This window comes from Providencia sp. PROV189 (genome assembly GCF_028480065.1).
Lineage (GTDB): Bacteria > Pseudomonadota > Gammaproteobacteria > Enterobacterales > Enterobacteriaceae > Providencia > Providencia stuartii.
This window is the reverse complement of the sequence record NZ_JAMPOG010000022.1, coordinates 1-22400: the sequence shown is the minus strand read 5'-3', so window position 1 is coordinate 22400 and position 22400 is coordinate 1. Positions and strand designations below refer to the sequence as shown.

Sequence of the window (22400 nt, the reverse complement as noted above, 5' to 3'; positions counted from 1 at the left end):
GCACAGAAACGCTGCCAAGTGTAAAACTTGGCAGCGCTAAGCTGAGCTGAGTCTTTAGAAAGTTTCCCAATTGTCATCATCTTGATGATTTTTCGATGATATTTTATTTAGATCCGGTGTCTTCACGACATTTGAAATGGTTCTTGCCGCAGGCTCAGTTGTTTGTAACTCTTTTTGTTTCATTGCAGGCAAACGGAAAATAGAGATTAACTGAGCAAGTTTTGCGACTTGTTCTTCCAAGACATTTGCCGCAACCGCTGACTGTTCAACCAATGACGCGTTTTGCTGTGTGACTTTATCCATCTCTTCAACAGCAATGCTGACTTGTGAAATGCCTTTGCTTTGTTCATCTGAGGCCAACGCAATATGCGACATGATGTCGGTAACACGGGTCACTGACTCGACAATTTTAGTCATTGTCTCACCTGCATCTTCTGCTTGGCGCGCGCCTGTATCCGTTCTTGATACAGAATCTTCGATGAGTGCTTTGATCTCTTTGGCGGCATTTGCACTACGTTGTGCCAGATTACGCACTTCATCGGCAACAACTGCAAACCCACGACCATGCTCCCCAGCGCGAGCAGCTTCAACCGCCGCATTTAGGGCTAATATGTTGGTTTGGAAAGCAATACTATCAATGACAGCCGTGATATCTGAGATTTTTTGCGAGCTTTCTGCAATATTCAGCATGGTATTTACCACGTTGGATACCACTTTCCCGCCCTCTTTCGCAATCGCTGAAGCTTGGCTTGCATATTCGCTTGCTTGGTGAGCGTATTCTGTATTTTGCTTAACCGTCGCCGTCAACTCACTCATACTTGCCGCGGTTTCTTCTAAACAAGCCACCTGTTGTTGAGTGCGTGCAGAGAGATCATTATTACCCGCAGCAATTTCGCTGGTGCCTTGATAAATAGTCTCACTACCATCTCGAACGCCGCGTACGGTGTTGATCAGCTCTTTTTGCATATGCTCTACGCCACGCGCTAATTCACCAATTTCATTTGTTGCTTTAGTATCAACACTTGGGGTTAAATCACCCGCAGCAAAAGTGGTAATTCGTTGAATTAAAGCTCTTAATGGTTCAATGATGCCTTTGCGTACATAGCGATAACTAAAGAAGCCAATCAGTGCTAATACGATTGATAAAACAATAATCATATAAAGTGATTCGCGATAATTTGCTTCTGCACGTTTCACTTCACTTTGGAAATCTTCCGAAATATCCGCAAAGTAAGCATTAAACTGTTCTTCAAATTTAATTTGATACCCAGATGTACGGTGAGCATAGAATTCATCTAACTGCCCTTTTTGAGCATATTTTCCTAGCTGGATCAGAGCGTCCCGATAAGTTTCATAGGTGGAAAAAAGCTGTTCAAATTTCGTTTTATCATGGCTCGTTTCTGCCATCAGGTTGATATATCGCTGATAAGCAGCATCTGCGGCTTTGAAATTACGCTCTGCCGCTTTAATTAAATCTTCGGCAGAAGCATCATCTTGGTAGGTACGCCCTTCCAATAAAAAAGCATTGACCGAGCGATTTAAATTAGAGCGAGCTTGTAATAAATTAACCCAACTTTCGGTTAATACTTGTCTTTGGCGTTGGAGCGAATTCAAATATTTAATACTGTCACTATTATCCCCAAGTTTATTGAACATCAAACCGCTGGATATTAATTGCAACAGAATAAAGATAACAATGACGGACAAAAGTCCTGATACGATTTTAATTCGGCTATGCATGATGTTTTACTAACATAATGTTATTGTAATTTGGATATCGGTCATAAGGCTAAAAACTTTAGCCATAGTAGATAGAATATTTAAGGCCAAGTTATTACTCGGCCATGTTGTCAATCAGTGCCATCTCATCACTGGTTAAAAGCTTTTCTATATCCACTAAAATCAGCATTCTTTCACCGACTGTACCTAGCCCTGTCAGGTACTTAGTAGATAATGTCACCGCAAAATCAGGCGGAGCTGCAATTTGTTCTTCGTTTAAAACCAATACATCGGAAACACCATCAACAACAATTCCAACAACACGATCTTTTAAATTCACCACAATAACGACGGTATTATCGTTATAAGTGACATTTTGATGAGAGAATTTCACGCGCAGGTCAATAATAGGGATAATCACACCTCTTAAATTGGTCACCCCTTTAATAAAGTCTGGCGTATTGGCAATACGAGTCACTTGTTCGTAACCTCGGATTTCCTGTACTTTTAATATTTCAATGCCATATTCTTCTTCACCTAAAGTAAAAATGAGATAACCTTCCCCATTTTTTTCTTCATCAAGTTTATTTAAATCATCATCCAACATTGACATGGTGTTTAGCCTCTATTTAGTGCATAACGGGTTGTGCAATTTGCTGCTTCTTTTTGAGCAGAATGCTGTTATTCATTTGTTGTAGCTCGGCAACATCTAAAATCAGAGCGACCGAGCCATCCCCCATAATGGTGGCGGCGGAAATACCGGGGATTTTTCGGTAATTACTTTCAATATTTTTAACAACGACCTGCTGTTGCCCAATTAACTTATCAACCAACAGTGCAAAACGGTGTCCGGCATGTTGAATAATCAGCACAATACTGTTGGTTAAATCGCGCTCTGCGCCTGTGATGCTAAACACTTGATGCAACTCAACTAATGGCAAATATTCACCACGAACCAATAACATTTTTTCCTCACCAGCAAGGCGATAAATATCTTCTTGGCGTGGTTGCAACGTACTGATAATGGCACTTAAAGGAACAATAAAAACATCCTCTGCAACTTTAACCGACATACCATCGAGGATAGCCAATGTGAGAGGCAGCAAAATGCGAATAATGGTTCCTTTTCCTTCGGTAAAACCAATCTGAATACGGCCCCCCATATCTTGAATATTGCGTTTCACCACATCCATGCCAACGCCGCGTCCAGAAACATCGGTGACCACTTCGGCTGTAGAAAAACCAGGCGCCATAATTAACATGGCTATCTCTTCATTACTCATGCCATCATGAACATTCATGCCTTGGGAGCGTGCTTTCGCCAAAATGCGTTCACGGTTAAGCCCCGCCCCATCGTCACGAACTTCAATACAGATGTTGCCACTTTGATGTGATGCAGATAAGGTCAAAGTCCCTGTTTCCGGTTTACCATTTGCCACACGAACTTCTGGTTTCTCGATACCATGATCGAGGCTATTACGTACAAGATGGTTAAGTGGATCTACAATCCGTTCAATCAAGCTCTTATCAAGCTCTGTCGCACTTCCTTCCACCTTCAGCTCTATTTTTTTGTTAAGCTTAGTGGCGATATCTCGCACCATTCGAGGGAAACGACTAAATACATAATCCATTGGCATCATGCGGATCGACATAACAGACTCTTGCAACGCTCGCGAGTTGCGCTCTAGCTGCACAATCGAACTCAATAAGTCACCGTATTCGTTATGGTCAAGCTGCTGGCTATGTTGTGTCAGCATGGATTGAATGATCACCAGCTCGCCGACTAAATTAATCAGTTGGTCCACTTTTTCCACGGCAACACGAATACTACTGGAATCCGCTTTCGCTTTTGCCGGAGGCGCCTTACGAGCTGTTGCCGTAGGTTTCGATTTCGTCGTCTCTTCAGCGTCTGTTTGTGGAGCCTTAGGTTTCATCGCCGCTTCAGCTACTGCCGTGGTAGCAACATCTTCGGCAGGTGACTTGGCAGCTGGCGGTAAATGGGCTAAACAAGTTTGAGCATCAACCACTTGATGTGTAATTTGTGATTCATCGACCACAAAACAGAGCACCCCACAAATATCGTCAATCACGGTATTTGTTCCAAGCCAAGCTTTTAAGCTATCTGCCGTTTTTTCGGTGTCATAAAGTGTGCCAAATAAAGCCAATTCTTCTGCTAATAAATCGACTTCATTGGCTTTTAGCTGACTTAGCGTGATAACAAAGTAATGGGTATATTCATCACTTGCCGCTATTTCAGTTACCGTCGGCTGTTCAATCGGAGTCGGTGCTTGGATTGGAAGTGCCTCAGTGACCACTTCTTCTGCTTTTTGTTCAACACGGCCAAGCACCTCACAAATATGTTTAAATGCCTCTTCATCAGGTAACGAGTCATTTTTATAAGCTTCAAGTTGTGATGCCATCACATCTTTAGCGTCTAAAAAAACATCAATAATATCTGGCGTTAAAGTCAGTTCATCGTGACGTGCTTTATCGAGCAGGTTTTCCAATGTATGCGTGGTGTTTTGCAACTGTGTGAAACCAAAGGTCGCAGCGCCCCCTTTTATTGAATGGGCACTACGGAAAATGGCATTTAACTGTTCGCTATCTGGGTCGAAAGGATCGAGCTCAAGTAAATGTTGTTCCATATCCCTAAGTAGCTCATCAGCTTCATCGAAAAACGTTTGATAAAACTCGGTAATATCCATGGTTCTTATCCAATTTAGCTTAGGTTTCACTTAACGTTGTAAGTCTGTTTTTAAGTGTCACAACGAAAATTAATTTGAAGGCGTTAATACTGCTGCTGAATGAGTTGCCCCATCCGCCTTTTTTTCTGCATTCTCTATTGATGATGCCTCAGCGTCTTGCTGCGGTTTGTTCAATAGTTCATTCAGTGGCGTTGCACCATCGTATTCATGCAAGATCTGTTCAGTCTCAGTTTCATTTAATACAATAATGCTAATACGGCGATTGACTGGCGCTAATCCATTGTTTTTATCCAGATGAATACTGGAAGCCATCCCTACAACACGTAAAATTTTGTCTTGGTTTAATCCCCCAGCGATAAGTTCACGACGCGAAGCATTTGCCCTATCAGCTGATAATTCCCAGTTGTTATAGTTGGCTCCATTCGCATACGGCAGATCATCGGTATGACCTGATATGCTAATTTTGTTTGGAACATCATTGAGTAAAGGTGCTATGGCACGCAAAATGTCGCGCATATGTGGCTCAACATAGGCAGAGCCCACCATAAACATTGGGCGATTTTCACTATCAACAATTTGGATGCGTAAGCCATCATCAATCATGTCGATCAGTAGATGAGGCTTCAGTTCATTTAACCGTGGGTCTTTTAGAATCGCTTGCTCAAGCGATTGCTTTAGTTTTTCAAACCGATAATTGGATTGATCTTCTATTTTGTTATTCGGCTCAGGTAAGATATCCCCATCACGAAACACGATATCTTTCCCCCCGCCCGGAATTGGATTGGTGGCATCACCACTTTTAGTGCCTGAATTAATGGCTGTTTTTAATGGGGTACGAAAATATTCGGCAATCTGTGTCAATTCTTGTGGGCTAGATATGGAAATTAGCCACATCACTAAAAAGAACGCCATCATCGCCGTCATAAAGTCTGCATAGGCAATTTTCCAAGAGCCACCATGTCCATTTTGATGGCTTGCAACGCGCTTTTTGACTCGAATAATATGGGCGTTATTTCCTCTCATTGGCTCATTACTCCTCGCTCTGTGCTTGTGAACGATGACTAATTTTGACTTCGCGAACCTTATCTTCTAGTTCCATGAATGAAGGGCGATCAGCGCTGTACAAGACTTTACGACCAAATTCGACAGCAATTTGAGGGGCATACCCTTGTAACGCGGAAAGGAATGTCACTTTTATACATTCCAACATTTTTAATTGTTCATTGGTGCGTAAACGAATCAATGCAGCCAGCGGTAAAATAAACCCATAAGCCACTAAAATACCAAGGAAAGTACCGACCATCGCATGCGCAATTAATGCGCCTAGTTCACCCGCAGGGCGATCGGCTGATCCCAATGCGTTAACCACACCCAGTACGGCGGCAACGATACCAAAAGCCGGCATTGAATCCCCAACCATATTTAAACCAGAGGCAGGCACCTCACTTTCTTGGCGAAAAGTCTCAAGCTCTTCATCCATCAAGGCTTCAATTTCATGACTTTGTAGATTGCTTGTTACCATTAGGCGTAAATAATCCACAACAAACATCAGCGTTGTTTTATCTTTTAATACACGGGGATATTGCGAGAAAATTTCACTCTCTTGAGGGTTTTCAATGTCTTTTTCAAGCGCCAGTAAACCTTCTTGACGTGATTTATTTAATAACTGAAATAGCAATGCCATCAAATCCATGGACATCGCTTTGTTGTATGAAGAACGGCGGAACACGCGGGGTAACACTTTGCATAAGGCGATAATCGACTTACCACTGTTACCAACAACGAATGCACCGAAACCGGCACCTAGAATAATGACAAATTCAGCAGGTTGGTAAAGTGCCCCTAAGTGGCCACCAAGCATCAGATAGCCGCCGATGACTGTACCTGTAACAATGATATATCCGATGAGTATTAACACAATATTCCCTTCAACTCAGTTATGTAACAGATGGCAGTTAAAGGGAATATTAGGAAGGACAGATAATTTATTATCTGTTTACCACATCAATCCAATTACATTACCGCTTTAGTAATGCCATCCTGTCGATATACCGTAATATCGGCGAGATGTTCGGAAAGTTTACGTTTTTTTATTGCCCGTGATGGCGGCTGGCATAAACTGCAAGTAAAACTATTTTCTGGTATATGAGCATAAGTAATAAATGAGCCATGACAGCAGCTACACACCGAGCTTTGCAACATGCCACTCTCAACGAAACGAACTAGTGTCCATGCGCGTGTTAAAGCTAATAATGGTTCTTCTGATTGCGGTGCGCATTGTTCCAAATATAGACGATAAGCTTTCACAATGGCATCAACACCCTTGCAGTGCCCTGTGTTAATTAAAAACTGATAAGCGTTATAAAACATGGAAGAGTGAATATTTTGTTCCCAAGTCATAAACCAATCAGTTGAAAACGGAAGCATACCCTTTGGTGGTGGGCATCCTCTTAACTCTTTATATAAACGGATTAATCTACCTCGGCTAATTTGGGTCTCACTTTCTAACATTTGGAGACGAGCGCCTAAAGAAATCAGTTCCATCGCAAGGCGAATATCGCTAGCTTCTTTAACAATACTTTTTTCAGTAGTGCTACTCATCATTTTCTCGCTGTTTCATTGTCATGTGCCTTGTGCGTTTGCAACAAGTGAGTTGAAAGTAATATACCTGTATGAATTTGTTGTAATTCATCCACCCTTGAGTCACGTGTTAACTTCTCTATCGTGTCACTATTTTCAAATCTAAATTGGCAGATAAGCTGGTTTGTTTCTGCTAATTTAACTAATTGAGGCAAGGAAAGATCTGCTAATGTAGTCGCCATTGATTCAGAAATACCAAGACGAAACATCGCGGAGGCCTTTTCTTGAGAGATAAGTTTTTGAGCAAGCAGCAGATAGGAAAGATTAATATCGTATATATGCTTCAGAAAATCAGTCGTTGAGGTCATTTTTTTTCCTTTTAAATATTATCTACATCTGTGTGCAAATAGGACAAACATGAAGTTTAAACGTACCGCTATAACCTAATTTTTAATAATAAGAAAAATATACTAGGCGACAGTCTCCATTACCGATTCATGCCACTCATTAAGCGAATACCTATTAAGGAGTATAAAGTACGTGAAAGTTAAAACTTAAATTAAATCTATTTCCTAAATACTTACAAAAAATAATGAACCAACTAAAATCTTTATCAAATGTAGGAATTTGCCGATATCAATTTTAGTCGTTATTTATTATGCACCACAAAATTAACTATTCAAGATGCTGATGTTTCTTTTTACCCTATTAGAACGATAATCCGTCGATTCATAAACAATTCTTCATTATAACTATATCTTCTACTTCCATATCTCAAATAACCACGACATATAAGTTTGACATAACCTAAATTGCAACGCCTTAGATAACCTTTCTACTCATATTTGTTTAAAAGTCAACTAAAAAGACCAAGCATAATAGACAAAACAGGATATTGATCTATATCAAAGAAAGTTATTGGGAAACTCTTATCTATTTTAGGTAAACGTTCAAATTGAATGAGAAACAGATTTAATTTTATCCATTAAATTTCAATTAATTCAATAAAGTAAATATTATTCATTCAAAATTCCTCAACCTCAATTGTTTGTTTTTTATACTGTAATTCAAATGATGCATTATAAATCCCACTTAATATTTAATAAGCTTCATTAATCAATTAAATGATATTGATTATTATTTACTCTTTCGCTTTACTGGTAATTTTTTCTTAACAAAATACAATTTATTTTTTCAAAAACCGCTATTTTTTTATCTGAGAAATAGCAATATCAATTAATGTTTAAAGAGAAATTCATTATTTACCTCATTTATTCTTTATTGGTTGGGCAATAATTTTACTTTTGGCAATTTGTCATTGGCGTCTATTTTTTTTAATAAAATGATCAACCTACATTTCCAACGTCGCAAATAGTGAGATCAAGAAAATAAATTATTCGGGTTATAAACATTATTTTTCTATTAATTTATTGTTTCAATATTTAGAGATTTAGTTGCATAAAAACATAAAAATTCAAGCATTATCTGATTACTAATTTTCTTTCAGAAAGGTAGAATTTTACTCCCTTTTAGGTAACAATTAGTAACATTAAGTTATAGTTCATAACTGATACTATCTATTTTTATTTTAACAAATTGACTATTTTCAATAATCGACATAAGTAAAATTTCTTAGCAACTGCAAAATGGATCCAGCTATCTCCTCTTTTCATTTCAAAATTTCATTTCAAAAATAAAATAGGATCTAATAGCCAATTTGTTGAATTTATGAGCAAAAATAGAATCTCAAAAATGAGATAAACATCACAATTAGTTTCATACTTTCTGAAAGTTTTCCAATTAATGGGATAGTTTCAAATAATGCCGCTGAATAGAGCTTCATCAAGTTATATAAACTGTTTTAAAAGTAATCACTTAGCTCTTTTCTATCTCACTAGCTTAAAAATTTTTTTTCATTGCCTACCCACCTTGATAAAAAGGCGATAAAGCGCCGAAAAAACCGCCTTAAAACGATAAAAAAGTCCTTGCTTTGACTTTGTTTACAACATTAAACAATTGATTAACTTTATGATAACAAAAATAACAATCGCGACTATTCGAAGATAGTGAGCTATTTTCCATCCCAAAAAAATACCAATATTATCAATAAATTAAATAATTCCTCATATATTAACCATCTCAATAACAAAAAATAACAGATAATAATATTGCTTTTATTCTTTTTATGATGAATTAATTTATACGTTTGCGCTGTCAGAAAGTAAAAACTCAAGATTAATATAACGATAATCCCTACACGAGGTTCCTATGATACCGACAGTGAAGAACGTATTTCTTCTAACTATTGGCTCCTATTCAATGTCATCCAGTCTTAATGCAGCAAACTTAGCAACAACCACTTTTCAAGTTTTAATGACGGTAACCAGCTCCTGCCAAGTGAGTGTTAATTCTGATATCAACTTAGGCTCCGTCAGTTTAAACACTAGCAATCCATCGTCGAAAACCACATTGAGTGTGACCTGCTCGAAAAACATTCCTTTTAGCATTGGGTTGTCACCTTCGGCGCTGAATAGTGGTACGGATGATGGCACAGGCACTTTATCTTCAGTGACTAATTCAATAAGCAACACCGATAAAATTCCTTATCAGCTCAAACAATCATCTGCAACAGGAAGTCATTGGGGAAATACCGCAACATCGTTAACGCAAGGAAATGGAATTTCCGGAACGGGCAATGGAGAGGTGCAAAATTTTACAGTTTATGCGGTAGTGACAAACACTAATTTCACGCCAGATACCTATTCTGACGTTGTCACTGTTAACGTCAATTATTAAGGCTTCGTCATTTCAAAATCACTATAAGGAAGATCAAACGAATGGCATGCAGACTTTCACCATTATTTATCTGTTCATTCATCTGGTTATTCTACTCAAGCCAGCTTTATGGAGGTGGGTTACAAGTCACACCTGTCACACTGACATTTAATCCCCAACAGAATTCCGCAGGAATTTGGCTAAGTAATAATGGAAAAGAGCCGATACAAGCGCAAGTGAGGACATTTCTCTGGTATCAAAAAAATTCAAGCAATGAGCTAGTGGCTACCAGAGACATTATTATCAGTCCTCCTATGATCAAACTGAACCCCAATGAACAACAATTAGTCAGAGTGATCCGGAACAACAATATAATGGGGAGTGAAGAACTAGCCTATCGCCTTTCAATAAATGAGTTGCCTACCGGGCAGAATAGCAGCAATAAATTACAATTTGTTTTGCATTATTCACTGCCTATTTTTGTACAACCCTTAAATATGCCAAGTACTACCGTTTTCTTAGAATGGCAGCTCATAAAATATCCATCTAAAAACACCCTGATTGTACATAACAATGGCAATAGCCATGCCCAACTATCCAATATTCACTTCATTGACTGCAAAGGAAAACATACGATCATCAATTCCGGCTTGTTAGGATACGTATTGCCGCGCTCAACGATGCAATGGGAAGTAACACTGCCCGAAGTTTGCTCCAAACCAAACAATACAATAAAAGTTTTGATCAATGGTGAACAGCAAACCTACCCTATTTAATATTTGTTACCTGCATTTATTAGCAGAAATTTCCCTGCTATTTGCTGCTTTTTATCCTATTTTGGTTACCGCTCAGCTAAATGCTTACCCTACTTCCTTTGAACATTTGATTGATGATACTTCATCGCTACCCGGCACTGAGCTTTATCTTGAGGTCATCATTAATCAAACGCATTTTGGTATTGCTCGCTTTGGTTATCAAGATGACACACTGTGGGTAAGTGCTGAAACATTAAAACAATTACATTTCAATCTCCCCACACAACATAAAAGCCTTATCGGCTTGCATGAACTAACCGAGATTAGTTATCGCTATCATGCCGATCAGCAGAGATTGATTATTGACGCCCCACTTTCATTATTAACTCTTAACGCTACCACTATTGACTTAATAGCGTCAGAACAAGTGCAAGCTCACGCCTCAAAAGGCGCTTTATTAAATTATGATTTGCATCTAGCGAAAAATATCACCAATTCATTAAGCAGTTTTTCTGAATTACGATTATTTAATCCATTTGGCCTATTGAGTACGACACAGCAAAGCCACAATACACTGGGACACCCTGAATTATCCTCCTCATTGACGCGCATAGATACTGCTTGGCGCTCCTCATTTGAAGACAAACACCTATTTTTGAATTTAGGGGATACCGTCACTCGTGCTTTAACATGGTCACGCGCCACACGGATTGCAGGGTTACAAATAGCTACTGATTTTTCCTTACAGCCATATATGCCAACTGCACCATTGACGACTTTTTATGGTTCGGCAACGGTGCCATCAAACGTGGAATTATATATTGATGGTATTAAACGCTATAGCGGTGAAGTGCCAATCGGTCATTTTGCATTAAATAGCTTACCAACGGTCAGTGGTGAAGGAAAAGCGCAAATTGTGTTAACTGATTCATTAGGTAGAGCCACGACTCAGAATATTTCATTTTATAATGACCAAACATTATTACGTGAGGGGCTTGTTGATTGGTCAGCTGAAATTGGCTTTATACGTGAAAATTATGCTATTCGCTCATTTGATTATGCTAGCAAGCCCGTTATAAGCACAACGGTTCGTTATGGGGAAAATAATTATTTAACAACCGGCACTCATGCCGAATTGGCAACCGATTTGTTCAATTTGGGGATTGAAAGTCATTGGATACCACAAATAGGAGGAGGAACACTTTCAACCGCTATCGCGATAAGCACTGACTCTCGCACTCCAGGTTGGCTCTATTATGCGGGTTATCATTGGGCTAATAATCTCATTAATTTCAGCGCCTCAACCACCATAACCACACCTCAGTATCATGATATTGCAACAAATTATTCTGCGCCACCATTGGCGTTTAATGGTAATGCTGTTTTTGGCTATAATTCGGAATATCTTGGTAGTTTTAGTCTGTCCTATTTTGGCTTTCGCCCCCATAATGACCCGACAATAGGTTATTTGGGTGCTCATTGGTACAAACCTATTAACGATACGCTATCTATTAGCGCCAGTATTAATAAAAAACTTACCGATGATAAAGAAAGCATTATATACCTAGCAGCCACCATGCTACTCGGGAATAAGCAAAGCATTCGCATCACGAGCCAAAAAAACCAGAATGCTCAAATGTACCAGATAAATGTAAACCAATCGGCCCCTTCAGAGGGAGGGTTAGGCTGGAATATTACGGCAAGCAAGCAGGATAGTGAAAATAATCACCAAATCGATATTAATTATTTTACCGATAAAATACATCTTAGCTCAGGGTTTAATAACCTAAACCAAACTCACTCACAGTATATTGGTGCAAGTGGTGCTATCGCCGCGGCTAATAATCACTTTTTTATTTCAAAGCCAATTATGAATAGCTTCGCCATTGTATCAACAAATGGTATCGGCAACCTTCCTATTCGGTTAGAAAATAGCGTTATCGGTACAACAAATCATGATGGGTTACTTTTAATTCCTTCACTTAATAGTTACCAGCGAAATGTGCTAACGTTAGATCCAACTCATTTACCTGCCAATATTCAAGTTAAACAGACCCAAATAGACGTTATCCCCAAATATCATTCAGGTGTTCTCGCTAAATTTGATTTAATTAAAACGCACCCTGCATTAGTGATCCTCGCTGACCCAAATGGTGTGCTATTACCTGAGGGAAGCCAAGTTGCATTAAATGGCCAAAAAGAGAATTTAGTGACAGTGGGATACGATGGCATAGCCTATTTCGATACCTTAAAAACTGACAACCATCTGCTGATCCATTACCCCAAAGGAGAATGTACTGTCACATTTACCTATCCAAAAACCGATGAGCTTATTCCTCAGATTGGCCCATTACACTGCCATCCTGAGTCATCCCCTTATTTAGATTAAAATCCGTCAAACAAGGATCAAATGATGTCTACTCACATTACTAACAAATACAAAACGCTGAGCTTATTATTCACTTTCTTTGCAATATTTCTCAATCAACCTCGCCCCGCTTATGGCTTAACTTGCTCCATTTTAAATATCGACACACTTAATTTCGGCAACATCATGCCCTTAACTAATAATACTGCAACTACCTCACTCACTATTCATTATAGTTGTACGAAGGAGTTACTCGATACGTTTCTTGGCGCCACACTATGTTTAAATATAGGTAATTCCAGTACCTCTAGCCAAATCGTTTCTCGGCAAATGTCCCCCATTGGAATAAATGCCCCCATAAGCTATCAGTTATATCAAAATGCAAATTATAGTCTTATTTGGGGGAGCCAATATATTTCTGACACTAGCCCTGTCATGATCAAACTGAATATCGGTCAAGGGTCAACGCCAACAACAGGTTCGGTGACCGTTTATGCCCAATTATCGCTCAATCCATCAACCGTGATCCCTGCCACTTATATTGATACCTATACCTCATTGACTGCTAGCTCAACTTTAAATATCGGTCTGCTCAGTACGCCAAATAGTTGCGGTTCCATTATTGGCCCCACTTTTCCTTTTACTGTGACAACCACAGTTAATAAGCAATGCATTGTTTCCGCCAGCGGCGATATTCATCTCGGTAATGTCAAAAGCCAGACAACCAACACCACAGCTAATGGTAATATTTCTGTTACCTGTACAAATACAACCCCTTTTAGTATCGGTTTACTACCTTCAAATAATAATTTGCAAGGTGCAGGTTTCTTGCAAAGTCCAACAACAACCGATCAAATACCTTATCAACTTAGCTCAACACCAGGACCCAATGGGATAATATGGGGTAACAACCTCGTTAATTTGTTTTCTGATATAGGCTCTGGTATCGCTAAGCTCTACCCCGTGTATGTCACTGTTCCTTCTGCTAACTACCAACCCGGAAATTACAGCGATACCGTGACAGTTAATGCCAGCTATTAGTTTTATGGCAAAACAGAGTTAGTTAGACATCATCAAGATATTCCTATTTTGATAAGAGCTTAGAGCTTGTTCTAATTCATTTTCCCATATCATATGCTTTAAAATTCATTAAGTAATAAATAAGGTGTGAAAATAAAATATAAAATTCATCAATATCTTTTAATTAAAGCAATCGCCCTATGAGTACAAAATTCCACGCTGGGAATGTTCTTTGAAGATTTGTTTATTAAATAATGAATGTAACCATTTGTTATTATGGATAAAAATTAAAACAATCAGAATAATTATTTTATAGGATATACTTTTTTAGCATTAAAATTTACAACTAACAGACTTTATCCTCTACTTAACAAGCATTCTAAGTGTAAGATTTTTTATCATTGTAAAACAATGAGTTAAATAAATTAAACGTTAGGAATTTTCTGGAACGTTTTTTCGCTCAATGTACATAGATTTTTTCTAATATTTTCGATAGTTAAGCGTTTTTCATCAAAATAACGAACAAAAGCGAAAACATTTTATACTGCTTAAATACTAAAAATGGCAAAACGAAAGCAATAAATATCGATATGACAATTATTTTACGCTGAGTCACTTATCCTAGGCCGTTCGGATTATTCCGATACATTTACATCCCCACCCTCGGCATATATTATTTTTCCTAACCGAAATCACCATGCGCATTGGCTGATATTAATGATATTGAGCAAGGAATATATTGCTCTTATTGCAATAAACCATCGTTATTAATCACCTGACTTATTATGATAACTCAGGATAATAAAAGGACATATTATGCCAACTCCATGTTATATCTCTATCGAAGGAAAAACGCAGGGCAACATCACTGCGGGAGCATTTACCCCTGAATCGGTCGGTAACATCTACGTAGAAGGTCATGAAGACCAAATGCTGGTACAAGAGTTTTCCCATATTGTGACCGTACCAACTGACCCCCAATCCGGTCAACCTTCAGGCCAACGTGCTCACAAGCCATTCCGTTTTACTGTGGCATTAAACAAAGCGGTACCACTGCTGTATAACGCACTGGCGTCCGGTGAAATGCTGCCAAAAGTGGAACTGAAATGGTACCGCACGTCTGTTGAAGGGAAGCAAGAGCACTTCTTCACCACCACACTGACCGATGCGACTATCGTCAACATCGATTGCCAAATGCCACACTGCCAAGATCCGGCCAAAGCGGATTATACGCAGCTGCTCGAAGTATCACTCTCTTACCGTAAGGTGGACTGGGAGCACACCGTAGCAGGCACTTCTGGTGCTGATGACTGGCGCGCACCGCTGGAGGCGTAATCGCTTCACTCGACGAGCCTACATAGGCTCGTCTTTCTCTATTTAATGTCATGACGCCTACCCGTTAATTCGGAGCCTATTTATGTTCTCAAAAGACCCCAAAAAACCATCTATAGATCCGATAGCCTCGATTCAAGACGAAGTCATCAATCAAGCTAAAGATGCCTTAATTTCTCAAGCGTCCGCCAAAACTCAACAAGCCATTAATGCGGCGCAAACAGTGTTATCTGTAGCCTCTAATATGACCTCACGCCTTGATGGTGTTTCTGCTGCACTCACACCCGGCGGTGGGTTTACTGGTGGACTACAAGGAGCAATATCTTCAGAAACAGGCGCTTATAGTGAGATGGCTGATAAAGCACAATCCACACTTCTCAGTGCTCTAGGACTCAACCCTGATCCAAGTGGATTAGTATTTACCTGTGAAATCGGATTATTACCTCCGGGAACATTACAAGTTACCGATTTTTCATTAACGGAAGGGCTTTCTTCACTCTTTAGCTTGAGCATTAATGCCGTCAGCCTACTCCCAGTGATAGATTTCCAAGAACATCTTGGTCAAGTTTCATCACTTACCGTCAAACGTGACGGTAAAGTTGTGCGTACCGTAAAAGGTATTCTTGCAGGGGCTGCTCAAGGTAATACCGATGGAGTGAAAACGTGGTATCATTTTGATATTCGTCCTGAAATGTGGATCATGACCCTCAACCAAGACAGTCGTATTTTCCAAGACCAAAACGCCCCCACCATTTTAAAAACCTTGTTAGACGAAGCGCACGTCAAATCAGACTGTCTTTTTTACCGTGAAGCTTTACATCCGGTACGGACCTACACCACACAAAAACGGGAATCCGCTTATGACTTTTGGTGTCGCTTAGCCTTTGAAGAAGGGATTAACTTCTGGTTTGAAGATGAAGAGATGTTCTATAGCGATGAACATATGGGAATGACCGCGGGGATCCACCTCACCTACAACCCACAAGCCGATACCGATATAACGGATAGCACCGTTTCAAGATGGCAATACGGTGAATATCTATGCTCAGATGAGACGATCCAAAAAGATAATAATTATGTTCGACCTTCCTACCCTCTGATGCATAAAGGGAAATTAGAAAAAGGTGGGCAACATAGTGTGTTTGAAAGTTATGGTCGTTTCCAATTAGATGCGGAAGGCGAACCTTTAACAAAGGTCCGATTTGAGCAATTACGTAGCGGTAGTCGCATGGGGAATGCCACGACTAACTGTTTTGCCTTACGTCCGGGAAAAATTTTCACCTTACAAAATCACCCAAATGCGCTGATGAATGACAGTTGGCAAGTCATCACTGTCACTCACCATGGCGTACAACCACTCGCCGATAACGGGGGTGGTGACGGAACTCAACTAAGTAATAGCGTTACATTTATACCTGGCCGTGAAGAATGGCGTCCGCCTCATCATTACAAGCCAACTGCCGATGGGGATGAATTAGCCACCGTAGTTGGTCCTCCAGGAGAAGAAATTTACGTCAACGAATATGGTGCTGTTAAAGTCCATTTCCATTGGGATCGCTATGGTAAGCCTGATCATGGCGCCTCCTGTTGGGTGCGTGTTGCTATGGGATGGAGTGGCAATGGCTACGGTTTTTCTGCCGTACCTCGTATTGGCACTATTGTGCAGATAAGCTACTTAAATGGGGATATTGATCGCCCCATTATCACGGGATGCACCTACGATGGGCGTAATGCACCACCAATAAAATTTCCTGAAAATAAAACGCGTACGACCTTCCGTACGAAAACCCATAAAGGAAAAGGTTTTAACGAGCTACGTTTTGAAGATGAGGATGGCAAGCAGGAAGTGTTTATTCATGCCCAAAAGGACATGAATACGAAGGTGCTCAATGACCGTACTACCCATGTATTACATGACCATATGGAAGTGGTTGATAACGACCAAGCGATGCTGGTGAAAGGCAATCGCACTGAAAGCATTAATAAAGACAATACAGAGACTGTTGGGCAAAGTAAAACTATCAATGTTACCAATCAGTTATCCATTAATGTCGGTGATGTCATTGAACTCCGCTGTGGAGCCAGCGTGTTGCGGATGGATAGTGCAGGCCATGTCACAATTAATGGACATAAGTTTAATTTTGAAGCATCCGGACCTGTACAAATTACCGGTAAAGATGTGGACTTAAACTAGAGGATAAGAAATGGAATTTCGTAATCTTACGCCTTTTTCAGTTCTTAATTATAAAATGCTCAATGTGGAAGATATTGAGCACCATGTAATTGCTATGAAGGTTGGGTACGCTCTGGTCCCAACAGAAAATAAAGGGGAATATGTTCCTTCTTTACTGACTGATTTAAATTTTGAGTTTGAAGATCAATTTATTAGTAAACCAAACAGTTCATCTGTTCTCGTAGAAAGTGACTTAGCCCCCTTCAAACCTCATTGTGATGTACTAATCAATGGCATAGCGTATGCACCAGACAACACGCCCGCTGAATCCATTACTGTCTCTTTTACCATGACAAGCCGAGATAATAAGGTACTAATTGAAAAATCCCTACGCTGTTTTGGGGCTCGTCAGTTTGTACTCGATGAAAAGTCAGGTGAATGGAAGTTAACTTCTCCTTCTCCCATACGGCAATTGCCGATTGATTATCGTTATGCATTTGGTGGTGAATGTAAGGTCTATGAAAATGAAAAACTGGCTAAGCCTATTCCCGATGAAGCGTTATTTCCTGAGGCGCTACGTGCTGAGCATCCTGAAAAGGATTTCGCACCGATAGCACACAGTACCTATGAATACAATCCGCTAGGACAAGGATTTATCACACCATGGTATCAACAATCTAAAGAAATCACTGTACTTCCTGCTCCACAAATCGAATCATTAGAATATCCAATCACCACTGAATGGTTGACGTCACAATTAAATAATGAGTTGCAACAAAATCCTGTCGCTGGATTTGGGGCGATTAGTCGAGCATGGTTGCCTCGGCGCTTGCTTGCTGGAACCTATGATGAAACTTGGTTAAACCAACGTCATCCTTATCTCCCCAGTGATTTTGATTTTGGTTATTGGAACTGTGCACCAATCGACCAACAAATTACTTACCCAAAAACTGATTTTTCACTAATACTCAAAAATTTAACACCAAGTGGTGAACTCAACACAACATTACCGGGACATCGGCCTTTTGTTTTATTGCGCATGTTAAATGGCCTTTTTATCCCTCTACATCTCAATTTAGATACGCTGTTAATTGATACTGAGAAATTACAACTGTCCTTAACCTATCGCTTAATGTTTGAAGCTGATTTACCTATACGTGTATGTGAAGCACGATTTGAAATGGATCCAAATGCCCCATTAGTTCGTCTTGCTGAAACTCAAGAGGAGTTGAACCATGGCTGATAATTATTTAGCTCGCCAACAAGGTGAATGGTTGGTGATTAGCTTAACCCCTGATGTCTGTAAAACGCCTATGGGTTCATCAACACCGCCAATTCCATACCCTGTTATTGCAAAATTAGAAACTGCAGCCTCTGTCGTGCCATCCGTCAAAGCCAATGGTCATCCCGTTGTTGTTTACGATCAAAGCTATATTCCAACCACTTTAGGTGATGCGCCAGGAGTAGCTAATGGTGTGAAAAGTGGTACTGTCGGCGGCAAATGCTATCCCATCGAGCATTCAAAGAGTGTTCGAGTAGGAAAAAAACCTATATTGCGTCATGACGATAAATTTTGGATGAATGGGAAATAGGGATAATAAATGTCTAATCACCAAGATAATGTAGATGCAATGCTCGTAATTGGTTCGAGCCCACTAGCTAAGCCATACCCACCATTTGAGCAAGTCAAAGATAAAGTTGCTGATTGGAGGTTATACAGTAATGCCAGATTTGATGACACTAGCGAACGCCTTATTTATATCGAATTTGACGATAGCTCATATAATATAATTTCAACAGGAAAATATTCACATGAAGAATATGAAATTTTTCGCCAGCAAAACCCTTCACTCAATTTACCTGAATTAAATTCGGATGAGAAAGGTTACCCTGAATCTGGGTTTATTAGCAGCCGAGAGGACGAAATTAAGAAACATTCCAACATTTCTGCAAATGGTAATACTCAAGGTGTCATTACACACCAAGCAAAACCTTCCTCTGCCCCTGTAGAAAATGCTAATCCCATTGTTAAGACAGAAACACCCGCAGAAAAAAAAATGTCAACACGGCATCCAGTCTCTTTATTGACAGCTGAAGAGGCTGAAAATGTCCGTCAGTGGGCTGAAGAACGAAAACAAGATTTAACCAAATGGGCAACTCAAACTAGTCACGAAGTATCAGCAGCTATTGACTCTCCTTTTGAAGGATTAAGCGGTGCTCTCAAAGAAACATGGAATGTGGTACCTGATGTACTCGACCTAGCTTATACTGGAGCTCAAATTATTGAAATTACAGGGAGTGTTCTTGGCTCAAAAATTGCTGGACTATTCAATGCTAAGTGGCAAAAGCAACTGGAAGATCATGCTCAGTTAGTTCGAGATCAATTTGGTGAATCTCCATTTGATGCTATTCGATTTACAGAATTGTCAGATGCAGAAAAAGGCGGTGCATTTCTGATGATGTTCACCCCAGTTGGTTTGGTAAAAAAAGCTGGAAAAAAATTGGGGAAAGAGCTCACTCAAGAAGCGGCTGAGATTATCGGCAAGACTTCGCGAAAAACATCTAATGAAGTAGCAGATATTGCTAATAAAGCACCATCTTCTGGCGGAACAGTTAAACCAAATACGAACTCGCCATCAAATAAAACCTCCGATACTCCATCAACTAAAGTCAACGAAGACACAAAAAAAACCCAAAAAAATCAAGATGGAAAAGGAAACGATACTGATAAAGTAAATACCTGTGGTGACCCCGTCGATATAGTGAGAGGCGATCTCATTCAAGCATGGTCAGTCATTAATATTCCGGGTCTATTACCTATCGAACTAACGCGAACCTATTACTCTACTCAATCCCCCAATGGTATTTTTGGAAAGAAATGGGCAGATAACTGGTCAATGTATCTGCTAATCAATGACAACACAATAGACTTTCAAGACCCTGAGGGGAGCTTATATACTTTTACCGCTCCTAACGATGAAGTGCGCTCCCAAAACTTACGAGCTCCACATTATCTACTATTGGGTAATAAACAAACAGGGCTACAAATACAAGATAATCGCCGTCAACGTATCTATCACTTTGATACATTATCTTTATCTTGTCGTCGATTAGTTAAAATCACTAATTTGCAAGGAATTGCACTACACTTTCATTACGATGATAAACAGCAACTCAGCCACATTTTACGTGATGATGGTTTTTTGGTTCGACTCCATTATCAACACAACCAACTAACTCATATCAATTATGAGCATGCTCAGCAAATACAACGGTTAGTTACGTGTCAATATGATAATCATGGTTATTTAAGTGAATGTGATGCTTTCCAACAAAACCACTTATGGCACACTTATACACCTGAAGGTTGGATGACCTCATGGCGAGATACAGATCAAACAGAACTCACTATTTGTTATGATAAACAAGGACGGGTCATTCAAACTCATTCAGATAGTGGGTATTGGTGCGATCGTTTCTTATATGATGACACATTACAGATTAACACTTATATAGACGGTGAAGGAGGTCATTACCGCTATTATTACAATGAAGATCAATTGGTCGTGCGTACCCTTGACCCTTTAGGTCGAGAAACTCGCACACAGTGGCGTGATTTTCAAAAGATCAGTGAAACCAATGATACTGGTGAGACTACACACTATATCTACCATGTCGATGGGTTACTGGCACAGATTCACCTACCAGATAAACGTAAAGTGGGTTATGAATATAATGATAATGGACAACTCACTCGTTACATTGCCCCAACAGGCGACGAATGGCAGCTAAGCTATGATACGCAAGGAAACCTAATAGCCATCATCGACCCACAAGGCCAAATACAAACTTACGAATATAGCCAACACGGCGAACTGCTCAAAGCCATTTCTCCCGATGGTGCACAGTGGCAATATGAATACAACGCCGCACATCAACTGATTAAGAGCACTAACCCATACCAAAATAGCACTGAATATCAGTTTGATGAACTCGGTCGCTTACAAGCTTATACCGATGCACTCAAGCACACTACCCGCTACCGTTATAGTCAAGAGCATGACGGCGTTAACGGCAGTGTCAGCGATGTATTATTACCTGATGGCACCCATCAACACATTGAATATGACAGCGAGCGCCGCGTTGTTGCGGTCACCGACGGTGAAGGTCGCACTACCCGCTATCGGTATGGCCCGTTTGATTTGCTCATGGCAATGGTACGCCCCGATGGCAGCGAAATTCATTTTGAATATGACGCATTAACTCGTCTGAAAAAAGTGATAAGCTCACTCGGTGAAACATATACCTATGAGCGTGATGCGGCTGGGCAAATCATTCGAGAAACCGATTTTACTGGACGCGTACTTGAATATCGTTACGACCGCTTAGGCCGACGCATTGCCACTCGTTACCCCGATAACCACGAGCTTCGCTGGCGCTATGCCTCCTCGGGAGTCATCATTGAACAAAGTGAATGGGTCGACGATGGCATTAACACGCAATGCCTCTCCACCACCACCTATGAATACGATACCCATTTACGCCTCGTTAAAGCCACTAACCCCGATTCGGTGGTCGAGTTCGAATACAATGCCCACGGCCAGTTAACCTGCGAACGCATTAATGGCCGTGAGGTACACCATCAATGGGATGAAGCTACACATACCCTCACCCAAACGCGCTTTGGTGAACGTGAACTCCATTACGCTTTCGGTCAATTGGGGGAATTAACTTCCCTACAAGTGGGTCAGCATGCCCCCTTACGCTTTAGCTACAATGCCGTGGGGCAAGAATATTTACGCCGCAGTGACGCCGGCTTTGTGAACTCCAGTCACTACAATGCAGCCGGTTTATTAGCACACCAACGCGCTGGACGCGGCTCCGAGAACTTCTTACGTGCCATGCAAGAAGCGCCGCATCTGCCTCCGGTCTGTACCGATGTGCACCGGTCATTCCACTATGACCGCGCCCAT

General features: G+C 40.2%; 16 protein-coding genes. 9 read left to right on the top strand and 7 right to left on the bottom strand.

The window, feature by feature from the left end; all coding sequences use genetic code 11:
• Window positions 1-54 precede the first annotated feature (54 nt).
• The 7 genes from PR833_RS13700 to flhD all read right to left on the bottom strand — a co-directional run bounded on the left by PR833_RS13700 (window position 55) and on the right by flhD (window position 7372).
• Complete coding sequence (locus tag PR833_RS13700; RefSeq protein WP_014658052.1) at window positions 55-1740, bottom strand: methyl-accepting chemotaxis protein; 1686 nt, start codon at window positions 1738-1740, stop codon at window positions 55-57.
• 94 nt (window positions 1741-1834) lie between these two features.
• Window positions 1835-2332 (bottom strand): chemotaxis protein CheW, encoded by a 498-nt coding sequence (gene cheW / locus PR833_RS13695; protein WP_014658051.1) that lies wholly within the window; start codon window positions 2330-2332, stop codon window positions 1835-1837.
• Window positions 2333-2348: 16 nt separating this feature from the next.
• Complete coding sequence (gene cheA / locus PR833_RS13690; RefSeq protein WP_004918571.1) at window positions 2349-4424, bottom strand: chemotaxis protein CheA; 2076 nt, start codon at window positions 4422-4424, stop codon at window positions 2349-2351.
• A 69-nt stretch (window positions 4425-4493) separates the two neighbouring features.
• The gene (gene motB, locus PR833_RS13685) at window positions 4494-5447 is read right to left on the bottom strand and encodes a flagellar motor protein MotB (protein WP_004918569.1); all 954 of its coding nucleotides are present in this window, start codon (window positions 5445-5447) and stop codon (window positions 4494-4496) included.
• Between the two features lie 7 nt (window positions 5448-5454).
• The gene (gene motA, locus PR833_RS13680; RefSeq protein ID WP_004918567.1) at window positions 5455-6342 is read right to left on the bottom strand and encodes a flagellar motor stator protein MotA; all 888 of its coding nucleotides are present in this window, start codon (window positions 6340-6342) and stop codon (window positions 5455-5457) included.
• Window positions 6343-6437: 95 nt separating this feature from the next.
• Window positions 6438-7025 (bottom strand): flagellar transcriptional regulator FlhC, encoded by a 588-nt coding sequence (gene flhC, locus PR833_RS13675; RefSeq protein WP_040133449.1) that lies wholly within the window; start codon window positions 7023-7025, stop codon window positions 6438-6440.
• Window positions 7025-7372, bottom strand: a complete 348-nt coding sequence (gene flhD, locus PR833_RS13670; protein WP_004918564.1) for a flagellar transcriptional regulator FlhD — start codon at window positions 7370-7372, stop codon at window positions 7025-7027. Before flhD ends, flhC begins: the two co-directional genes overlap by 1 nt.
• Before the next feature lie 1900 nt (window positions 7373-9272).
• On the opposite strand from flhD, the gene PR833_RS13665 reads away from it, so the two are divergent.
• The 9 genes from PR833_RS13665 to PR833_RS13625 all read left to right on the top strand — a co-directional run.
• Window positions 9273-9800 carry a Csu type fimbrial protein gene (locus tag PR833_RS13665; RefSeq protein ID WP_223854747.1) on the top strand — a complete coding sequence of 176 codons (528 nt, stop codon included), beginning with the start codon at window positions 9273-9275 and terminating at the stop codon, window positions 9798-9800.
• 41 nt (window positions 9801-9841) lie between these two features.
• Window positions 9842-10555: a fimbrial biogenesis chaperone gene (locus PR833_RS13660; protein WP_272526220.1), complete on the top strand. Its 714-nt coding sequence runs from the start codon at window positions 9842-9844 to the stop codon at window positions 10553-10555.
• Entirely contained in the window at window positions 10527-12923 is a 2397-nt protein-coding gene (locus PR833_RS13655; protein WP_014658048.1) for a fimbria/pilus outer membrane usher protein, read from the top strand. Before PR833_RS13660 ends, PR833_RS13655 begins: the two co-directional genes overlap by 29 nt.
• 24 nt (window positions 12924-12947) lie before the next feature.
• A complete protein-coding gene (locus PR833_RS13650) occupies window positions 12948-13943 on the top strand; it encodes a Csu type fimbrial protein (RefSeq protein ID WP_272526219.1) in 996 nt (331 codons plus the stop codon).
• Between the two features lie 795 nt (window positions 13944-14738).
• Window positions 14739-15257: an Hcp family type VI secretion system effector gene (locus PR833_RS13645; protein WP_004918557.1), complete on the top strand. Its 519-nt coding sequence runs from the start codon at window positions 14739-14741 to the stop codon at window positions 15255-15257.
• A gap of 82 nt (window positions 15258-15339) precedes the next feature.
• Window positions 15340-17448 (top strand): type VI secretion system Vgr family protein, encoded by a 2109-nt coding sequence (locus tag PR833_RS13640; RefSeq protein WP_272526218.1) that lies wholly within the window; start codon window positions 15340-15342, stop codon window positions 17446-17448.
• Between the two features lie 10 nt (window positions 17449-17458).
• Window positions 17459-18670 carry a DUF2169 family type VI secretion system accessory protein gene (locus PR833_RS13635; RefSeq protein ID WP_272526217.1) on the top strand — a complete coding sequence of 404 codons (1212 nt, stop codon included), beginning with the start codon at window positions 17459-17461 and terminating at the stop codon, window positions 18668-18670.
• Window positions 18663-19019: a DUF4150 domain-containing protein gene (locus PR833_RS13630; RefSeq protein ID WP_102781069.1), complete on the top strand. Its 357-nt coding sequence runs from the start codon at window positions 18663-18665 to the stop codon at window positions 19017-19019. The genes PR833_RS13635 and PR833_RS13630 overlap by 8 nt, the downstream gene beginning before the upstream one ends.
• Window positions 19020-19028: 9 nt before the next feature.
• Window positions 19029-22400, top strand: a 3372-nt coding sequence (locus tag PR833_RS13625) for a DUF6531 domain-containing protein (RefSeq protein ID WP_272526216.1), incomplete at its 3' end; no start/stop codon positions are given.